This window comes from Leucobacter musarum subsp. musarum (assembly GCF_001273845.1).
In the GTDB taxonomy this organism is placed as follows: domain Bacteria; phylum Actinomycetota; class Actinomycetes; order Actinomycetales; family Microbacteriaceae; genus Leucobacter; species Leucobacter musarum.
The window spans coordinates 44,521-59,682 of record NZ_JHBW01000066.1 but is presented as its reverse complement, the minus strand read 5'-3'; the positions used below and the strand labels follow the sequence as shown (position 1 = coordinate 59,682).

At 69.9% G+C, this 15,162-nt stretch carries 15 protein-coding genes; 6 read left to right on the top strand and 9 right to left on the bottom strand.

Annotation, left to right across the window (positions count from 1 at the left end; translation table 11 throughout):
• The first annotated feature begins 25 nt into the window (after window positions 1-25).
• Complete coding sequence (locus CH42_RS04965; RefSeq protein WP_053352112.1) at window positions 26-574, top strand: helix-turn-helix domain-containing protein; 549 nt, start codon at window positions 26-28, stop codon at window positions 572-574.
• Window positions 575-627: 53 nt separating this feature from the next.
• Here CH42_RS04965 and CH42_RS04960 read toward each other — a convergent pair whose 3' ends face one another.
• From CH42_RS04960 to CH42_RS04950, 3 genes are read right to left on the bottom strand one after another with little or no spacing between them, the layout of a single operon-like run.
• The gene (locus CH42_RS04960) at window positions 628-969 is read right to left on the bottom strand and encodes a rhodanese-like domain-containing protein (protein ID WP_053352111.1); all 342 of its coding nucleotides are present in this window, start codon (window positions 967-969) and stop codon (window positions 628-630) included.
• Entirely contained in the window at window positions 966-1,289 is a 324-nt protein-coding gene (locus tag CH42_RS04955; protein ID WP_239683947.1) for a hypothetical protein, read from the bottom strand. The genes CH42_RS04960 and CH42_RS04955 overlap by 4 nt, the downstream gene beginning before the upstream one ends.
• The gene (locus CH42_RS04950; RefSeq protein WP_239683946.1) at window positions 1,286-1,813 is read right to left on the bottom strand and encodes a DUF2269 family protein; all 528 of its coding nucleotides are present in this window, start codon (window positions 1,811-1,813) and stop codon (window positions 1,286-1,288) included. The genes CH42_RS04955 and CH42_RS04950 overlap by 4 nt, the downstream gene beginning before the upstream one ends.
• Before the next feature lie 79 nt (window positions 1,814-1,892).
• On the opposite strand from CH42_RS04950, the gene CH42_RS04945 reads away from it, so the two are divergent.
• Complete coding sequence (locus tag CH42_RS04945; RefSeq protein ID WP_053352110.1) at window positions 1,893-2,837, top strand: GlxA family transcriptional regulator; 945 nt, start codon at window positions 1,893-1,895, stop codon at window positions 2,835-2,837.
• A 151-nt stretch (window positions 2,838-2,988) separates the two neighbouring features.
• Here CH42_RS04945 and CH42_RS04940 read toward each other — a convergent pair whose 3' ends face one another.
• Window positions 2,989-3,510: a VOC family protein gene (locus tag CH42_RS04940; RefSeq protein ID WP_053352109.1), complete on the bottom strand. Its 522-nt coding sequence runs from the start codon at window positions 3,508-3,510 to the stop codon at window positions 2,989-2,991.
• Window positions 3,511-3,582: 72 nt separating this feature from the next.
• Between CH42_RS04940 and CH42_RS04935 the strand changes: the two genes are divergently transcribed.
• Entirely contained in the window at window positions 3,583-4,386 is an 804-nt protein-coding gene (locus CH42_RS04935) for a helix-turn-helix transcriptional regulator (protein ID WP_053352108.1), read from the top strand.
• A gap of 154 nt (window positions 4,387-4,540) precedes the next feature.
• On the opposite strand, the gene CH42_RS17065 is transcribed toward CH42_RS04935, so the two are convergent.
• Genes CH42_RS17065 through CH42_RS04910 form a run of 5 tightly spaced genes read right to left on the bottom strand, consistent with a single transcriptional unit; the run spans window position 4,541 to window position 11,037 of the window.
• Window positions 4,541-5,851: an alkylhydroperoxidase domain protein gene (locus tag CH42_RS17065; RefSeq protein ID WP_053352107.1), complete on the bottom strand. Its 1,311-nt coding sequence runs from the start codon at window positions 5,849-5,851 to the stop codon at window positions 4,541-4,543.
• 17 nt (window positions 5,852-5,868) lie between these two features.
• Complete coding sequence (locus tag CH42_RS04925; RefSeq protein WP_053352106.1) at window positions 5,869-7,581, bottom strand: dipeptide ABC transporter ATP-binding protein; 1,713 nt, start codon at window positions 7,579-7,581, stop codon at window positions 5,869-5,871.
• Window positions 7,578-8,438: an ABC transporter permease gene (locus CH42_RS04920; protein ID WP_053352105.1), complete on the bottom strand. Its 861-nt coding sequence runs from the start codon at window positions 8,436-8,438 to the stop codon at window positions 7,578-7,580. Before CH42_RS04920 ends, CH42_RS04925 begins: the two co-directional genes overlap by 4 nt.
• Window positions 8,435-9,397, bottom strand: coding sequence for an ABC transporter permease (locus CH42_RS04915; RefSeq protein WP_053352104.1), 963 nt, complete (start codon window positions 9,395-9,397; stop codon window positions 8,435-8,437). Before CH42_RS04915 ends, CH42_RS04920 begins: the two co-directional genes overlap by 4 nt.
• Window positions 9,394-11,037: a TIGR04028 family ABC transporter substrate-binding protein gene (locus CH42_RS04910; protein WP_053352103.1), complete on the bottom strand. Its 1,644-nt coding sequence runs from the start codon at window positions 11,035-11,037 to the stop codon at window positions 9,394-9,396. Before CH42_RS04910 ends, CH42_RS04915 begins: the two co-directional genes overlap by 4 nt.
• Window positions 11,038-11,149: 112 nt before the next feature.
• Here CH42_RS04910 and CH42_RS04905 point away from each other — a divergent pair, with 112 nt between their 5' ends.
• From CH42_RS04905 to CH42_RS04895, 3 genes are read left to right on the top strand one after another with little or no spacing between them, the layout of a single operon-like run.
• Window positions 11,150-13,306 carry an FAD/NAD(P)-binding protein gene (locus tag CH42_RS04905; RefSeq protein ID WP_053352182.1) on the top strand — a complete coding sequence of 719 codons (2,157 nt, stop codon included), beginning with the start codon at window positions 11,150-11,152 and terminating at the stop codon, window positions 13,304-13,306.
• Window positions 13,299-13,994: an SDR family oxidoreductase gene (locus CH42_RS04900; RefSeq protein ID WP_053352102.1), complete on the top strand. Its 696-nt coding sequence runs from the start codon at window positions 13,299-13,301 to the stop codon at window positions 13,992-13,994. Before CH42_RS04905 ends, CH42_RS04900 begins: the two co-directional genes overlap by 8 nt.
• Window positions 13,991-15,124, top strand: a complete 1,134-nt coding sequence (locus tag CH42_RS04895; protein WP_075205241.1) for an FAD-dependent oxidoreductase — start codon at window positions 13,991-13,993, stop codon at window positions 15,122-15,124. The genes CH42_RS04900 and CH42_RS04895 overlap by 4 nt, the downstream gene beginning before the upstream one ends.
• Window positions 15,125-15,162 lie beyond the last annotated feature (38 nt).

Below are 15,162 nucleotides of genomic sequence, written 5' to 3'. Positions count from 1 at the left end.
TTTGCGGAAATGGCAAGGTGTGAGCATGGATGAATTGGAACGTCTCGGCCCGCGACTGCGATCCGCGCGGCAAGATCGCGGCTGGACGCTCGACGAGCTCGCCGATCGCGCGGGCATGTCGGCGAGCACCCTGTCGCGCCTCGAATCGGGCAAACGGCAGGCCAGCCTCGAGCTGCTGCTGCCGCTGACCCGGCAACTCGGCATCCGCGTCGACGACCTGCTCGACGCGCCCACCCGAGACCCGCGCGTGCACCGTGCCGCGCTGCGCCGCGAGGGCCTCACGATCGCTCCGCTCACTCGCGAGGCCTCTGACGTGCGCGCGTTCAAGATCACGTACCACCCTGATGCCCCCGAACGGGAGTTGCAGGTGCACGAGGGGCACGATTGGCTCTTCGTACTCTCGGGCAAGCTGCGCCTCACCCTCGACGACCGCGAGCACGTGCTCGGTCGCGGCGAGGCCGCCGAATTCGACACGTCGGTGCCGCATCGCCTGCGCGCCGACGGCGGCAAGCCCTGCGAGGTCATCAGCATCTTTAACGCGGCCGGCGAGCGCTTGCACCTGCACGGCGCGTAGGCGCGGGCCGCGACGGGCGGGCACGCATCACGGAGCGGCGAGCGCAGCGGGCGTCAGCCGGCGGGCTCCGATTCGAGGGGGCCGCCCGCCGCGCGCCAGCCGACGAGGCCGCGTGAGAGGTTCACCGCCGGGAACCCGAGTTCGACCAGCAGATTCGCCGCCCACGCCGAAACAAAACCGCCAGTGCAGAAGGTGATGAGGGTGCGGTGCTCCGGCAGCTCTTCCCAGCGCGCTTCGATCTGCGCGAGCGGCAGGTGCAACGCCCCGGGAATATGCGCGCGCCGCCACTCCGGGACACCTCGCACGTCGACAACCAGCGCGCCGGCCTCGATGAGCGCGCGAGCTTCACCGACCGACACCGCGTCTGGACGCCGCACGTACCGCGCGAGACTCACGAGCGAGCCCCCGAATGCTCAGAGAGCTCAGAGTGCTCCGCGTGCCCTAGTTCCCCTGCCATCGAGGATCGAGCCGCCCGAGCCGCCAGCAGTCCCCCGATCCCCGGAATCAGCGCGAGCACCCACACGCGGTGGCGCCCCCGCATTGCGAGCACGGCGCAGACCACGGTCGCCGTGTAGGCCAATCCGTGCACCGGCCCAAGCGTGCTGGTCACCACCGGGTGGTGCACCGTCACCAGGTTGATGAGCATGAGCACCAGGGTCGCGAACTCGATGCCGCCGACGATGCCGAGCAGCCGCTCGGCCGAACGCGCGTTCACAGACCCGCGCCCGTCGTCGAGCCGGGCCGCACGATCATCAGTACGACGACGATGGCCCAGAGCAGGTTGAAGATGCCTGCGTGCATCGCCAGCCGCGAGGCCGCCGGAGCGGGCGTCTGGAGCGCCTGCCCGACAGGCGTCGCACGTGCCGCGAGCGCCCGGCGTTGGCCGGGCAGCACGAGTCCGATCAGCACTGCCGCGGCGGCGGCCGTCAACACCATCGAGATGATCAGCCACGCATCTCCCAGTACGCCGAGGCTCACCGCGGTGGCGATCCCGAACACCGGCACGATGACGCCGATCACGGCGTACACCCGCGAGATCCGGTGCAAGATGCCCAGCACTGCCGTCGACCCTGGCGGCGCTCCCCCCGCTCGTACTGTGGCGGGAAACATGCTGGCCGCAATCGCGACCGGGCCGATGGCGAGAATTGCGGCGAGCACATGGACGGAGAGCAGAAACGCAGTCATGATGTGCCCATCGTCGCGGTTCGCGCGTGAGCGCGGGAGTGACTTTTGTGACATACTTCTCCGAATTCTCGCCACATGACAAAATCCGCGCACTTCGCCCCTGAAATGCCGTCGCTGCGAGTACCGTGGTCGCATGCACACCGTCGCCGTTCTCGCCGTCCCCGATGTGATCGGCTTCGATCTCGCCACTCCGATCGAGACATTCCGGTTCGTGCGCCTGCCCGATGGTCGGCCCGGCTATCGCGTGATCGTTGCCGGAGATGACCCCTGGGTTGAGGCGGGCCCCATGCGCATCGCTCCCGGGGCGGGCTTGGAGGCCCTTGAGCGCGCCGACATCGTCATCGTGCCCGGCCGCAATGACTTCTCGACTCCGTTGCCCGAGTCCCAGCAATGGGCACTCCAAGCGGCGGCGGATCGCGGCGCCACCGTGGCCTCCATCTGCGTGGGCGCATTCTCACTCGCGCAAGCCGGCCTGCTCGACGGACGACGTGCCACAACGCACTGGTTGGCGGCCGACGAGCTCGCGCGACGTTACCCCGCAGTCGTGGTCGACCCCGACGCGCTCTACATCGACGAGGGGCCGATCCTCACCTCTGCCGGAGCATCGGCCGGGCTCGACCTGTGCCTGCATCTCGTGCAGCGCAATTACGGAGTGGCCGTCGCCGCCGATGCCGCTCGCCTGGCGGTCGCTCCGCTGCAGCGATCCGGGGGCCAAGCGCAGTTCATGCTGCGCAACCGACCCACCGACCGCACCGCAACCCTCGAACGCGTGCTCGAGTGGATCGATGCGCACACGCACCAGGCCCTGACGCTCGAAGCGATTGCCGAGTTCGCGGGGTTGAGCCCGCGCACCCTGACACGCCGCTTCCACGCTGAGACGGGGCAGAGCCCGATGCAGTGGGTGGGCGGGGCGCGAGTCAGGCAGGCGCAAGAGCTGCTCGAAACCACGGACCGCACAGTCGACGGCATCAGCGCCCAGGTGGGGTTCCCGTCGCCCAGCAGCTTCCGCGTGCAATTCGCTCGCGCTGTGGGCGTCACCCCCGGCGCTTATCGGTCGACGTTCCGCCCGGCGGCGTAGGCGGCTGGGCAGCGAAGGCAGCGAAGGCAGCGAATGCGCGTAGGCAGCGTCGGCGAATCGGGGTCAAAAATTGTCGTGCTGAGGCGCGAAAGCGGCGCTTCGGCAGCAATTATTGACACCGATTCGGAGGCGCGCGGGCGCGGGCGTGGCCTCAGCCTGCGAAGGATTCAGCCCACCTGCGCACGCGGGCCGCGCTCTCCTCTTCCGAGAGATCTTCGATGCGCGTGAGCACCGACCAGCGCACCCCGAACGGATCGCGGATGCTCGCGAAGCGGTCGCCCGACACGAAGTCGGTCGCGGGCTCGCGCACGGTCGCGCCCGCCGCGACGGCCCGCGCGACCGTGTCGTCGACGTCGGGCACGTAGATGCCCATCGAGTAGCAATCGTCTTCGCCCTCGGGGCCGGCGACCAGGTGGTAGTCGGGCATCGGCTCGCCGAGCTGCAGATGTCCGTTGCCGAAGTCGAGTTCGGCGTGCGCGACCACACCGCCGAACTCGGTGACATCGACCACGCGCGCGCCGAAGATGTCGCGGTAGAACTCGATGGCGCCGGCGGCGTTCGGAATGGCCAGGAACGGCGTCAGGCTGGTCGAGCCGTGCGGGCGGCCGTTCGTGGTGTGGGTGCCGGTCGCCGCGCGCGAGGGGGTCGAATTCGAGGGAGATTCAGCATTCATGGCTTCATCGTAAGATCAAACTCGCGGCGCCGTCTTGCAGATTTGCGCCAGGTTTGGGTGAGCGGGGAGTGCATGGATCAGGATCGTCGCGGCGTACTTTTCCCCGCGCGTTTGCCCGAGTTTCACCGACTGGCGCCCGCCCCCGAGGTCGCGCACGCGGTGCGGTGGATCTGGATCCCCGAGTGGCAGCTCCCCGAGGGCACGGAGTCGCGCCAAGAGGTGCTGCCGTTTCCGGCGTGCAATGTCGTGGTCGAGGGCCACGGCATCGAGCTCGTCGGGCCGTCGACGCGCCGATCGGAGCGCGTACTCACGGGCAGCGGCTGGGCGGTTGGCGCGCTGCTGCTGCCCGCAGCCGCACTCGCGTTGACGACCGGCGCACCCGCTGCGCTCCGCGATACGGCGCAACCGCTCGCCGACGTCGAATTGCACCGCGCGATCGACGCGGCGATGACCGACACGCACACGTCGGGCGATGCGCGGCGCGAGCACGCGGCTCGGCTGTTGTCGGGGTGGATCGCAGCGCGCGTGCCGATGCCTCACCCCGGCAGCGATGCGGCGCTCGCGAACGCCCTCGGCGCACTGCTCGAACTCCCCGAGATCACCCGCGTCGACCAGCTCGCGGAGCGTCTGCACGCGTCGACGCGCACGCTGCAGCGCCTCGCTGACCGCGCATTCGGCATCTCGCTCCACGCGATGATTCGACGCCGGCGGCTGCAAGAGGCGGCGGCGATGCTGCGGGATCGCCCCGACCTCAGCATCGCCGCGCTCTCAGCGCAGCTCGGCTACACCGATCAGGCCCACTTCTCGACCGACTTCAAGTCGGTGCTGGGGGTCACCCCGACGGCGTTCCGCGCGTCGGCGGCATCTCCCGACTGACGCAGCCGACCCCGCCGACCTCACCAACCCTTCCGGATCGGGGTAATTTTGGACCGGTGTGTGGGCGGTTTTCACGGCGCGCACTGGTCGAAAGTTACCCCGATCCGGAAGGGTGGTGGGGCAGCAGCCGCGGCAGACACGCGGCAGCGGCGACCTAGACCGTGGGCTCGCCGATCGACAGCATGAGGCGGTTCGCCCAGTTGAAGAACGCACCGGCCTGAATCGCGTCGAGCAGTTCGAGTTCGTCGAGCCCCGCGGTGCGCAGCGCGGCGAGCTCGGCCGCACCGAAGCGCGGCGGGGTCGCCGTGAGAGCCACCGTCGCGTCCACGATAGCGTCGATGCGCGGGTTGACGCGCGCGCTCACGCCCTCGTCGAGGAGGCGCTGCACCTCGTCGCGATCCGCCCCCTGCTCGGTCGCGAAGCGCGAGTGCACCGACGCGCAGAATACGCAGCCGTTGTAGCGCGACGCGGCTGCGGCGGCGAGCTCGCGCTCCGCGCGCGGCAGGCCGGCGTCGGTGTTGTAAAAGATGTCGAGGTCGGTGAGCGTGCGTTCGCGCAGTGCGTCGGGGTCACGCGCCAGCAGGCGGAAGTACGGCATGTGCACGCGGTCGCGCTGCACGAGCGCCTCGTAGTGGTGTTCGGTGAATTCGGCGACGGGCAGGGGCTCGATCCAGGGCTTCCAGCCGAGCGAATCCTGAGTGAAGCGCGGCGGCTCGTCGACCTTCGGGGCGGCGGGCAGGGACTCGGACGCGGGGACTGGAGCCGCGGAAGCCGATGCGCCGGCGCGTGCTCGAGCCGCGGTCGCGACGTCGGCGGCGAGCTCGGTGAGCGAGGCACCGGCTGCCGCCGCACCCCCGATGCTCTCGCGCAGTTCGCGCAGGCCGTGCGCGACGCGCAGCTGGAACGCGAGGAACGAGACGAGCTGCGACAGGGTCACGATGCCGGTGGAGCTCCACCCGGCTTCGAGCAGGCGGCCCAAGCGCTCGCGGTCGGCGTCGCGCGGGTGCAGCACGAGCATGTGCGCGTGCTCAAGCGCGGCCGACAGGCGGTCGCCGAGCGCGTAGGCGGCCTCCACCGACGCGACCGTGTACTCGGGCCCGGCAACGCTCTCGGGTGCGTTCTCGGCACGGAACGCACCGTACGGCCCCTGGCCGGCGGCCCGCTCGGCCTCGGCGACGATCAACGGCTCGAGGCCCGCACCGCCACCCGTCTCGCGCAGCAGCGCACCGTAGAACTCGACCGCCTCGGCTTCCTCGTGCAGTCGTGCGACGAAGAGTGCCACCGCGGCGCGCTCGGGCAGCGACACCTGCGACGCGTCGGTCGGCACGAAGATCGCTTCGAAACTGCCCTGGGCGTGATCGCGCGATTCGGGGCGACGACTGCGCGCCTGATCGAGCAGATCGCCGGGGGCGATGCCGGTGAGGGCCGCGATGAGGTCGGAGGTTCCGGTCGCGTGGCGGGTCATGGGTGGTGCTCCTTCGGTCAGATCTCCCAGTGCCCGGACGACAGCGATGCGCCGGGAATCGCCTCGAGCAGGCGCTGGGTGTAGGGGTGCTGGGCGTTCGTGAAGACGTCTTCGGTGCGGCCGTGTTCGACCTGCTGGCCGCGCTGCAGCACGGTCACCGTGTCTGAGATCTGGCGCACCACGGCGAGGTCGTGCGAGATGAAGACGTAGGTGAGCCCGAGATCGTGCTGCAGGCGTGCGAGCAGGCGCAGAATCTGGGCCTGCACGGTCACGTCGAGCGCCGAGACCGCCTCGTCGAGCACGACCAACTCTGGCTCGACGATCAACGCGCGGGCGATGGCGACGCGCTGTCGCTGCCCGCCCGAGAGCTCTCGAGGTCGCCGAGCCGCGAATTCGGCCGGCAACGAGACGACCTCGAGCGCGTTCGCGACGCGTTCGGCACGGTCGGCTCGGGTGCCGATGCGGAAGTTCTTCAGGGGCTCGGCGAGGGTCTGCCCAATGCTCAGTCGAGGATCGAGGGAGCCGTACGGGTTCTGGTAGACCATCTGCGTGGTGCGCCGGAACTCGCGCAGCGCCGACCCCCGCAGCTGCGTCACCTCGGCATCGCCGACGCGCACGCTGCCCGAGGTGGGCACCGAGAAGCCTGCGATCGCGCGGCCCGTCGTCGTCTTGCCCGACCCCGACTCGCCGACGAGCGCGTGCGTAGTGCCGCGCGCCACCGTGAACGAGAGGTCGTCGACGGCGACAAAGGCGTCGTCGCCTCGACCGAACTCCTGACGCAGCGATGTGACGGTGACGAGCGGGCCGGCGGCTCCTGTCGATCCGGCGCCCTCGCCCGCGATCGCCTCGGCGCCGGCACCGTCACCGGCAGCTCCGGTATCGAGCGACACGACGACCCGCTCGCGCTCCACGAACGTGCCGAATGACGGCGCGTCGGCCATGAGTTGCTTCGTGTACTCCGACGACGGCTGGGCGAGCACCTGTGCGGCGGGGCCCGACTCCTGCACCTCGCCCCCGCGCATCACCACGACACTGTCGGCGCGATCCGCCGCCACCGCCAGGTCGTGCGTGATAAACAGCACGCCCGTGCCGGTCTCTTCGCGCAACCGATCGATCAGGTCGAGCACGGTGCGCTGCACGGTCACGTCGAGCGCGGAGGTCGGCTCGTCGGCGATGATCAGTTCGGGGTCGTTCGCGAGGGCCGCGGCGATGAGCACGCGCTGCCGCATGCCGCCCGAGAACTCGTGCGGGTACTGCTTCGCGCGGCGAATCGGGTCGTCGATGCCGACCTGTTCGAGCAAGGCGTGCACGCGGTCCTGCACCTCGGCCCGGCTCGGTCGGCCGTGGATGCGCAGCGACTCGCTGATGCTCTTGCCGATGGGCTGCACCGGGTTCAACGAGTTGCCGGGGTCTTGCGGAATGAGCCCGATGCACCGCCCGCGCAGGTCGCGCCACCGACGTTCGGGCAGACCGACCAGCTCGGTCGTGCCGAGGCGGCGCTCGTTCAGCGTGACGCTCCCCGCCGTGATGCTGCCGTTCGACGCGAGCAGGCCGATGACCGACTGGGCGACGGTGGTCTTGCCCGATCCCGACTCGCCCACGACGGCCGTGACCTCGCCTGCGCGCACGTCAAAGCTGACGCCGCGCACGGCGTCGACGGACCCCTGCTTCGTGCGGTACTGCACCGCGAGGTCGCGGATGCTCAGGAGCGGCACGGTGTCGGCGCTCATGCGTTGCCTCCCTCGCTGATGGCGCGGCTGAGTCGGTTGCTCGCGATGACGACGAGCACGACGACGAGACCGGGCAGGGTCGTCAGCCACCACGAGGTGGCGATGTAGTTGCGCCCTTCAGAGATGAGCAGGCCCCACTCCGGGGTGGGCGGCGGTGCACCGTAGCCGAGGAAGCCGAGGGTCGAGATCTGCAGAATCGCGGAGCCAAGCTGCAGCGCCGCGAGTGCGATCACGGCCGTAACCGAGTTCGGCAGGATGTGGCGCCACAGCACCCCGAAGAACGTGCCGCCCGAGCCGTACGCCGACTCGACGAACTCGCTCGCGCGCACGCTCACGACCTGCGAGCGCGACAATCGTGCGAACACCGCGACCGAGGTGACACCGACGGCGATTGCCGCGTTCGCCGTGCCGAAGCCGAGCAAGATCACGACGCTGAGCGAGAGCAGCAGGGTCGGGATCGCCAGCAGCACATCGACGAATCGCATCAGGGCCTCATCGACCCAGCCGCCCACCGCGCCAGCAGAGACGCCGATCAGCGACCCGAAGACGAGGCCGACGAGCACGGCGATGAGGGCTGCCGTGATCGACTGTGATGCACCGTAGACGACGCGCGCGTAGAGGTCGCGGCCCGTCGCGTCGGTGCCGAACCAGTGCTCGGCGCTCGGCGCCTGCAGCGACAGACCGACGCTCTCGTTTGGGCTCACCGATGTGAACAGGCCGGGCGCGACCGCCCAGGCGAGCGCGATGAGCAGCACGATTGCCGGCACGAGCACGCCGGGGCGCAGCAGCGATTTCCAGGCGAACGGGCGCTTGCCGCCCGGCACTGCGCGAGCGGCCGAGACGTCGATGGCGGTCATGCCGTCACTCCTGCCGACTTGCGGGCCGTACGCTGCCGCAGCCGCGCATCGAGCACGGGGTACAGCAGATCGACCACGAGGTTGATGGTGACGTAGACGACGGTCGCGATCACCACGACGGCGAGCAGCACCGGGGTATCGCGATTCGCGACGGCCTGCGCGGTGAGCGCGCCGATGCCGACGCGGCCGAACACCGCCTCGGTCACGATGGCGCCACCGACGAGCTCGCCGAACAGCAGTCCGGCCATCGTCAATGCGGGCAGCAGCGCGTTCGGGGCGACGTTGCGCCACAGCAGCCACGAGGTGCTCGCACCCCGAGCGCGCACCACCTGCACGAAGGGCTGCTCGCTCACCTCGTCGATGCTGCGCAGCAGCACCTGAGCGAGGGGCGCCGCGATCGGAAACGCCAGGGTGATGGCGGGGAGGATCAGTGACTGCAGTTCGGTCGCACCGATCGTGGGCACGAGGCCGAGCTGAAACGAGAAGATCTGGATGAGCACGATGCCGATCCAGAACACCGGCAGCGAGACGAAGAGCGGCGGCAGATTGCGGAAGATGCGGCGCAGCCAGGTGCCCGCGCCGTAGCTCGCGGTGAACGCGATGACGACGGCCAGGAAGACGGCGAGCACCAGCGCGACAACCGCGAGCGTCAGCGTCGAGGGCAGTGCCTCGGCGAGCAGCGTCGAGACGGCTGCGCCGCTCTGCACCGAGTACCCGAGGTCACCGCGGAGGAACGCGCCGACGGAGTCGAAGAACCGCACGAAGAACGGTCGATCGACACCGTAGCTGGCGCGGATCTCAGCGAGCTGCTCGGGTGAGAGCCCCAGGTCGGGGTTGCCGAACCGCGCCATGACCGCGTCGCCCGGAAGCGCCGCGAGCAGAATGTACGCGGCGGTGTACGCGAGCGCGAGGACCAGGATCGCCTGGCCCACGCGCCGCAGCAGCGCCGCTCCCGTCACTTGGTGAGCTGCACGTCGTAGAACGAGGGCCGGCCGATGGACTCGGTGCTGAAGCCCTGCACGGACGAGAGCAGGCCGAAGACCTGGGGCTCCTCGAAGAGGGGCAGCACGTAGGCCTGCTCGGCCAGACGCTGCTGCGCCTTCGCGGAGGCGGCGGCGCGCTCATCGGAGGTCGGCACCGAGGCGATCTCGGCGAGATCGGCGTCGAGCTCGGGATCGGCGATGGTGTCGGTCGCAGTGTCGAGGTTGAGCAGCGCGTTGCGGTTCGTGGAGAACAGCTGCGACTTCAGCACGTCGTAGTCGGCGCGGCCGACCATGGAGTGGTAGACCTGGATCTCGTCGGCGCTGAGTCGGGCCTCATCTTGCGCAGCCTGGTCGCCCGGGAAGAGCTTGACCTCGACGCCGAGCTTCGCGAGCTGCTCCTGAATGAGCGTGACGACGTCCTTCGAGCGCGGCTGCGGCAGCGCCTCGTTGAAGGTGATCGAGAGTCGCTCGCCGTCCTTCTCGCGGATCCCGTCCGATCCCGCCTTCCAGCCGGCCTCGTCGAGCAGCTTCTCGGCCTGCTCCGGATCGTACTCGTAGAACTTCGACGTATCGGTGTAGCCCAGCGCCGACTTCGCGAGGATGCCGGTGGCCAGCGGGTAGTTCTCGGTGAAGAGCGTGTCGACGATCGCCTGGCGATCGATGCCCGCGATGATCGCCTGGCGCACCTTGATGTCGTTCAACGGTGCGTGCGAGAAGCGGAAGCTCAGGCTGTTGTTCACACCGTTCGTCGCGGCGTGCACGAGCTGCAGGTTGTCACCGGCGAACTGCGCCTCGTCGGGCGCCGGAATCTGGCGTGCGACCTGGGCCTGGCCCGAGGTCACGGTGCCGACGCGCACGCTCGACTCGGCGGCGACGATGAAGTTCACGCCGTCGAGGTGCGCACGACCCTGGTGCTCGCGCGACTCGGGTGCCCAGTCGTAGTCTTCACGCACCGTGAGGTCGGTCTCCTTGCCGATCTGCTCATCGGCGATGACGAACGGGCCACTGCCGATGATGTCGGTCGCGTTGCCGGGGCCGAACTCCTCGTTCGTGCGATCGAGCGTGGCGTTGGCGAGCAGACCCGAGTTGATCGTGGAAGTCGCCTGCGCGAAACCGGGTGAGGGCGCCGAGAAGACGAACTTCACGGTGTGGTCGTCAACAACCTCGCCGTGGTCGTAGTTGTTGATCGCCTCAGAGATCGAGAGCGCCCGGTCGGTGTCGCCCTTGCCGTAGAGATCGAAGTTCTTGACCACGTTCTCGGCGTCGAGCGGGGTGCCGTCCGAGTAGGTCACGTCGTCGCGGAGCGTGAAGGTGTACTCCGTCGCATCGGCGTTGACCTCGGGCAGCGCGGTCGCGATCCACGGCTCGAGCTCGAGGGTCTCGGGGTTCTGCCAGAGCAGGCGATCCGTCACCTGATTGATGATGCCGCCGTTCGGGTAAAAGCCCGCGGCCGGCGGGTACAGGGTGTTCCAGGTCTGCGGCTCGAGGTAGCTCAGCGTGCCACCCTCCTGCGCCTCGCCCGATCCGCTCCCGGAGCCACCGCTCGCGGAGCATCCGGTCAGCGCAATCGCGGCAACAGCGAGGCCGGCGATCCAGGCGATCCGACGCTTGTTCATGAGGCTCCTTTGAGATCCTGGCCGGCCGAGGGTCGGCGGCCATCACGAATGACAATGCCACTTATCTTATGATTCTTATAACCAGAGACGAAGCCGAGTGTCACAGAACTTCATGAATCACCTTCCCCAGCAGTCCCCCTCCACAGCGCCCACGAGCGCACCGAGCTCCATTGTCATCATCGGCGCCGGCCCGCGCGGTGCCTCACTGCTCGAACGCCTCGGCGCGCACCTGAGCGACCCGCAATCGCCCCTGCACGCGCACCGCCTCGAGATTCACGTCGTCGACGACACCCCGCGCGGCGCCGGGCGCATCTGGCGCACCGATCAGACCCGCGAACTCTGCATGAACACGCTCGCCGACGCCGTCACCCTGTTCACCGAACCCGGCAGCACGGTGCGCGGTGCGGTGCGACCCGGGCCAACGCTCTACGAATGGTGCGTGCTCGCGCTCACCGGCGCCGACGCTGCCGATGCGCCCGGCGATCCGGCCACCCGGATCGCGGCGATACCCGATGCGCACCGCGCCGTCGTTCGCACGTACCCGCACCGCCCGGGTCTCGCCGAGGAGTACCGCGACGAACTGCTCGCCATGCGCCCCGAATCGCACCCGAGCCGCGCCCTCTACGGCGAGTACCTGACCTGGTGCTTCGACCGCGCCGTTGCCGAGCTCCCTGACGGCGTCACGGTGGTGCAGCACCGGGCCCGCGCGATCGGCATCGCGAGCGTCGACGAGGATGCCGGGCTGGATCTCGGCACGGGCACTGTCTCCGGCGATGCGGTGCGACTCGACACCGGAGAGCAACTGCCCGCCGACGCCATCGTGCTCGCCACCGGGTGGATGCCGCGCGCAGAGACGTCGGGCGAGCGCGAACTCAGCAGCGTTCTCGCGTCTCGCCCCGAACTCACGTGGGTGCGCCCCGGCAGCCCGGTCGAGCAAGACCTCAGCGCGATCGGAGCGCGCGAGCACGTGATCGTGCGTGGGCTCGGCATGGGGTTCTTCGACACCATGGCGCTGCTCACGATCGGTCGCGGAGGCAGATTCGAAGCGGCGCCGGATCAGCCCGGCGGTCTGCGCTACCGCTTCTCGGGGCAAGAGCCCGTCATGCACGTCACCTCGGGCCGCGGCGTGCCGTTCCGCGCGAAGACGCTGTACGGGTCGCTACCGCCGCGCGCCGAGCAGCGCTTCCTCACCGGCGTCGACTGGTCGGCACTCCCCCGGCCGATCGACTTCGACCGGCAACTCTGGCCGCGCATCGTCGCCGACGCGTACTTCGACCACGCCCGCACGCTGCGTCGTGTGCGCCCTGCAGCGGTCATCGTCGACGAGCGCGAACTCGAGACGCTCATCGCGCACGCCATCGCCCCGCACCTCGGCAATGCCGACGACCCGCACCCGCTCGATACCGTGGAGGCAAGCGTCGCCGACGCGATGGGCCGCGTCATCCCCGACCCGAGCGACCGCTTCGATCTCGCGGGCGAAATGCATCCGGTGCGCCGGCCCTTCGCCGATCGCGAGACGTACAACGACTGGATCGCCGAGCGCGTCGCACGAGATCTCGCCGAAGCCGAACTCGGGCACGACAGCGCGATGAAGGCGGGGTTGTGGTCGGTGAGCTCCGCGCGCGGCGTCGCGAATCGACTCGGAGCGCTCGGCGGCTTTGACGCGGAGTCGCGGGCGTCGGGATTCGCGATGCTGCAGGCCGTCGGCGGCATGGCCGGTTCGGGCCCGCCCGCGTTCCGCAATCGGCAGCTGCTCGCACTCATGCGCGTCGGGCTTGTGCAGCTGACTGGCCCCCGCGCGAACCTCTCCGTCACCGATGCCGGGTTCGCATCGGAGTCGCCGATGGTGACCCCGTCACGCGTGACCGCCCCGCACCTCATCGACGCCTGGATGCACTTCCACGACCTCTCGGAGACCGCAGACCCACTCGCGCGGAGCCTGCTCGACGCCGGCCGCGCGCGGGCCTTTGAGGTCAGCGCTCGTGACGGCAGCCCCCGGCGCACCGGTGCATTCGATCTCGACCCGGCAACCGGGCGGCTGCGCGGCGCCGACGGCGCGATCGATCCACGGGTGCACATCGCCGGTATTCCGGTCGACGAGGCGCTACACGACACCATCATCAGCCCGATGCCGGGCACCGACCCGCAGATGCTGCGTGAGACGGATCGTGTCGCCGCGAGCCTGATCGCCGTCGCGGCATCGGTACGCTCGAAGCACCACGCCTCCGGCATCGCCGACCGCCCTCTCGAAGGAGCCCACCATGACTGAATCGCTGCCCATCGCCATCGTCACCGGAGCATCGAGCGGCATGGGCCGCGAAATCGCTCGCGATCTCGCCCGCACCCATCGGGTCATCGCCGTGGGCCGCAACGCCGAGCGGCTCGACGCCGTTGCGGCCGAGACCGGAGCGACCGCGTGGCAACTCGACGTCACCGACGGCGACGCGTTCGCCGCGCGCATCGCCGAGCTCGATCGCCTCGACGTGCTGGTGCACGCCGCGGCTATCGGCGAGCATCTCTCCGTCGCCGACGCCGACGCCGATGCTTGGGGACGCCACTTCGACATCAACGTGACCGGCCCCGCCGTGATCACGCGCGCCGCGCTGCCGCTGCTGCGCGCCGCAGCCGGCACCGTCGTGTTCATCGGTTCGGGTGCGAGCACTCGCGCGGTGCCCGGCAGCGCGGTGTACACCGCGACGAAGCACGCCCTGCGCGGCGTGGCCGACGTGCTGCGCATCGACGAAGAGCCGCACCGCGTGCGCGTCGTCACCGTGGCCCCCGGCCAGACCGACACCGAGATGCTGCGCGGGCAGGTCGCCGCCGAGAAGTACACCCCCGAGCGGTACATTCGCCCCGAATCGGTCGCCCAGACCGTGCGCTTCGTCGTCGACGCCCCCGCCGACGTGCAGCTCACCGATATCGCCGTGCGCCCGCGCCAAGAAATCGCGCGCCTGTGAGCGCTCCGCTGCACACCGAGCACCTCGTCATCGGCGGTGGCGCCATGGGCCTCGCCACGACCTGGCATCTCGCCGCGCGCGGCCACCAGGTGCGCCTCCTCGAACGCTTCGAGCCGCACCACACTCGCGGTGCGTCGCACGGTTCGACCCGCAACCTGAACAACGCCTACGACGAAGCCGCGTACCTCGACCTCTTCGACGAAGCCGTCACCTTGTGGCGCCGGCTCGAAGCCGAGTCGGGGCAGCAGTTACTCGGGCTGCATGGTCTCGTCACCCACGGCGACGACCACGTCGTGGCATCCGCGCACGACGCCCTCGTCGCCCGGGGTGCCGCGGTGTCGCTGCTGAGCGCGAGCGACGCCGCCGAACGCTGGTCGGGCATGCGCTTCGCCGGCGACGTGCTGCACAGTCGCGAGGCGGGGATTGTGCACGCCGCCCGCGCGCTCGCGGCGCTCGAAGACGGGGCGATCCGGCACGGTGCGATCGTCGAGCGCGGCGAACGCGTGCTCGACATCGCACCGTTCGCCGACGGCTCGGGTGCGCGCGTGCGCACCGAGGGGGCCGGCGGCGTGCGCGAACTGACCGCCGACCGGGTCACCGTGACCGCCGGAGCCTGGGCGCACGCACTGCTCGACGGCGTCATCGAACTGCCGCCGCTCACCGTCACCGAAGAGCACCCGGCGCACTTCGCCGCCCATTCGGCAGCGCTCGTGTGGCCGTCGTTCAACCACATGCTGCCCGACTCGCTGCTCGCGGAGTACCCGGCCCCCGTCTACGGCATGCCAAGCCCGGGAGAGGGCGTCAAAGTCGGGTTCCACGCGGTCGGCGACATCGTCGACCCCGACGCGCGACGGTTCCGCGCGAGCGATTCGCAGCGCGACACCCTGCGCGCCTACGTCGCCGAGTGGTTCCCGGGGCTCGACCCCGAGACGCCCGCCGAGATCAGCTGCACCTACACGTCGACCGCGTCGAGCCGCTTCGTGCTCGATACCGTCGGGCCGATCACCGTGGGCGCCGGGTTCTCGGGCCACGGCTTCAAGTTCGTGCCCGCCATCGGCAGGGTGCTCGCCGATGCGGCGTCGAGCCGGCAGGCGCCCCCGGAGTTCTTCCGGCTGAGCGCCCACCGCTGACGCGGTCGGCCGCCGATCGGCTCGTGAACGTGCCGGTG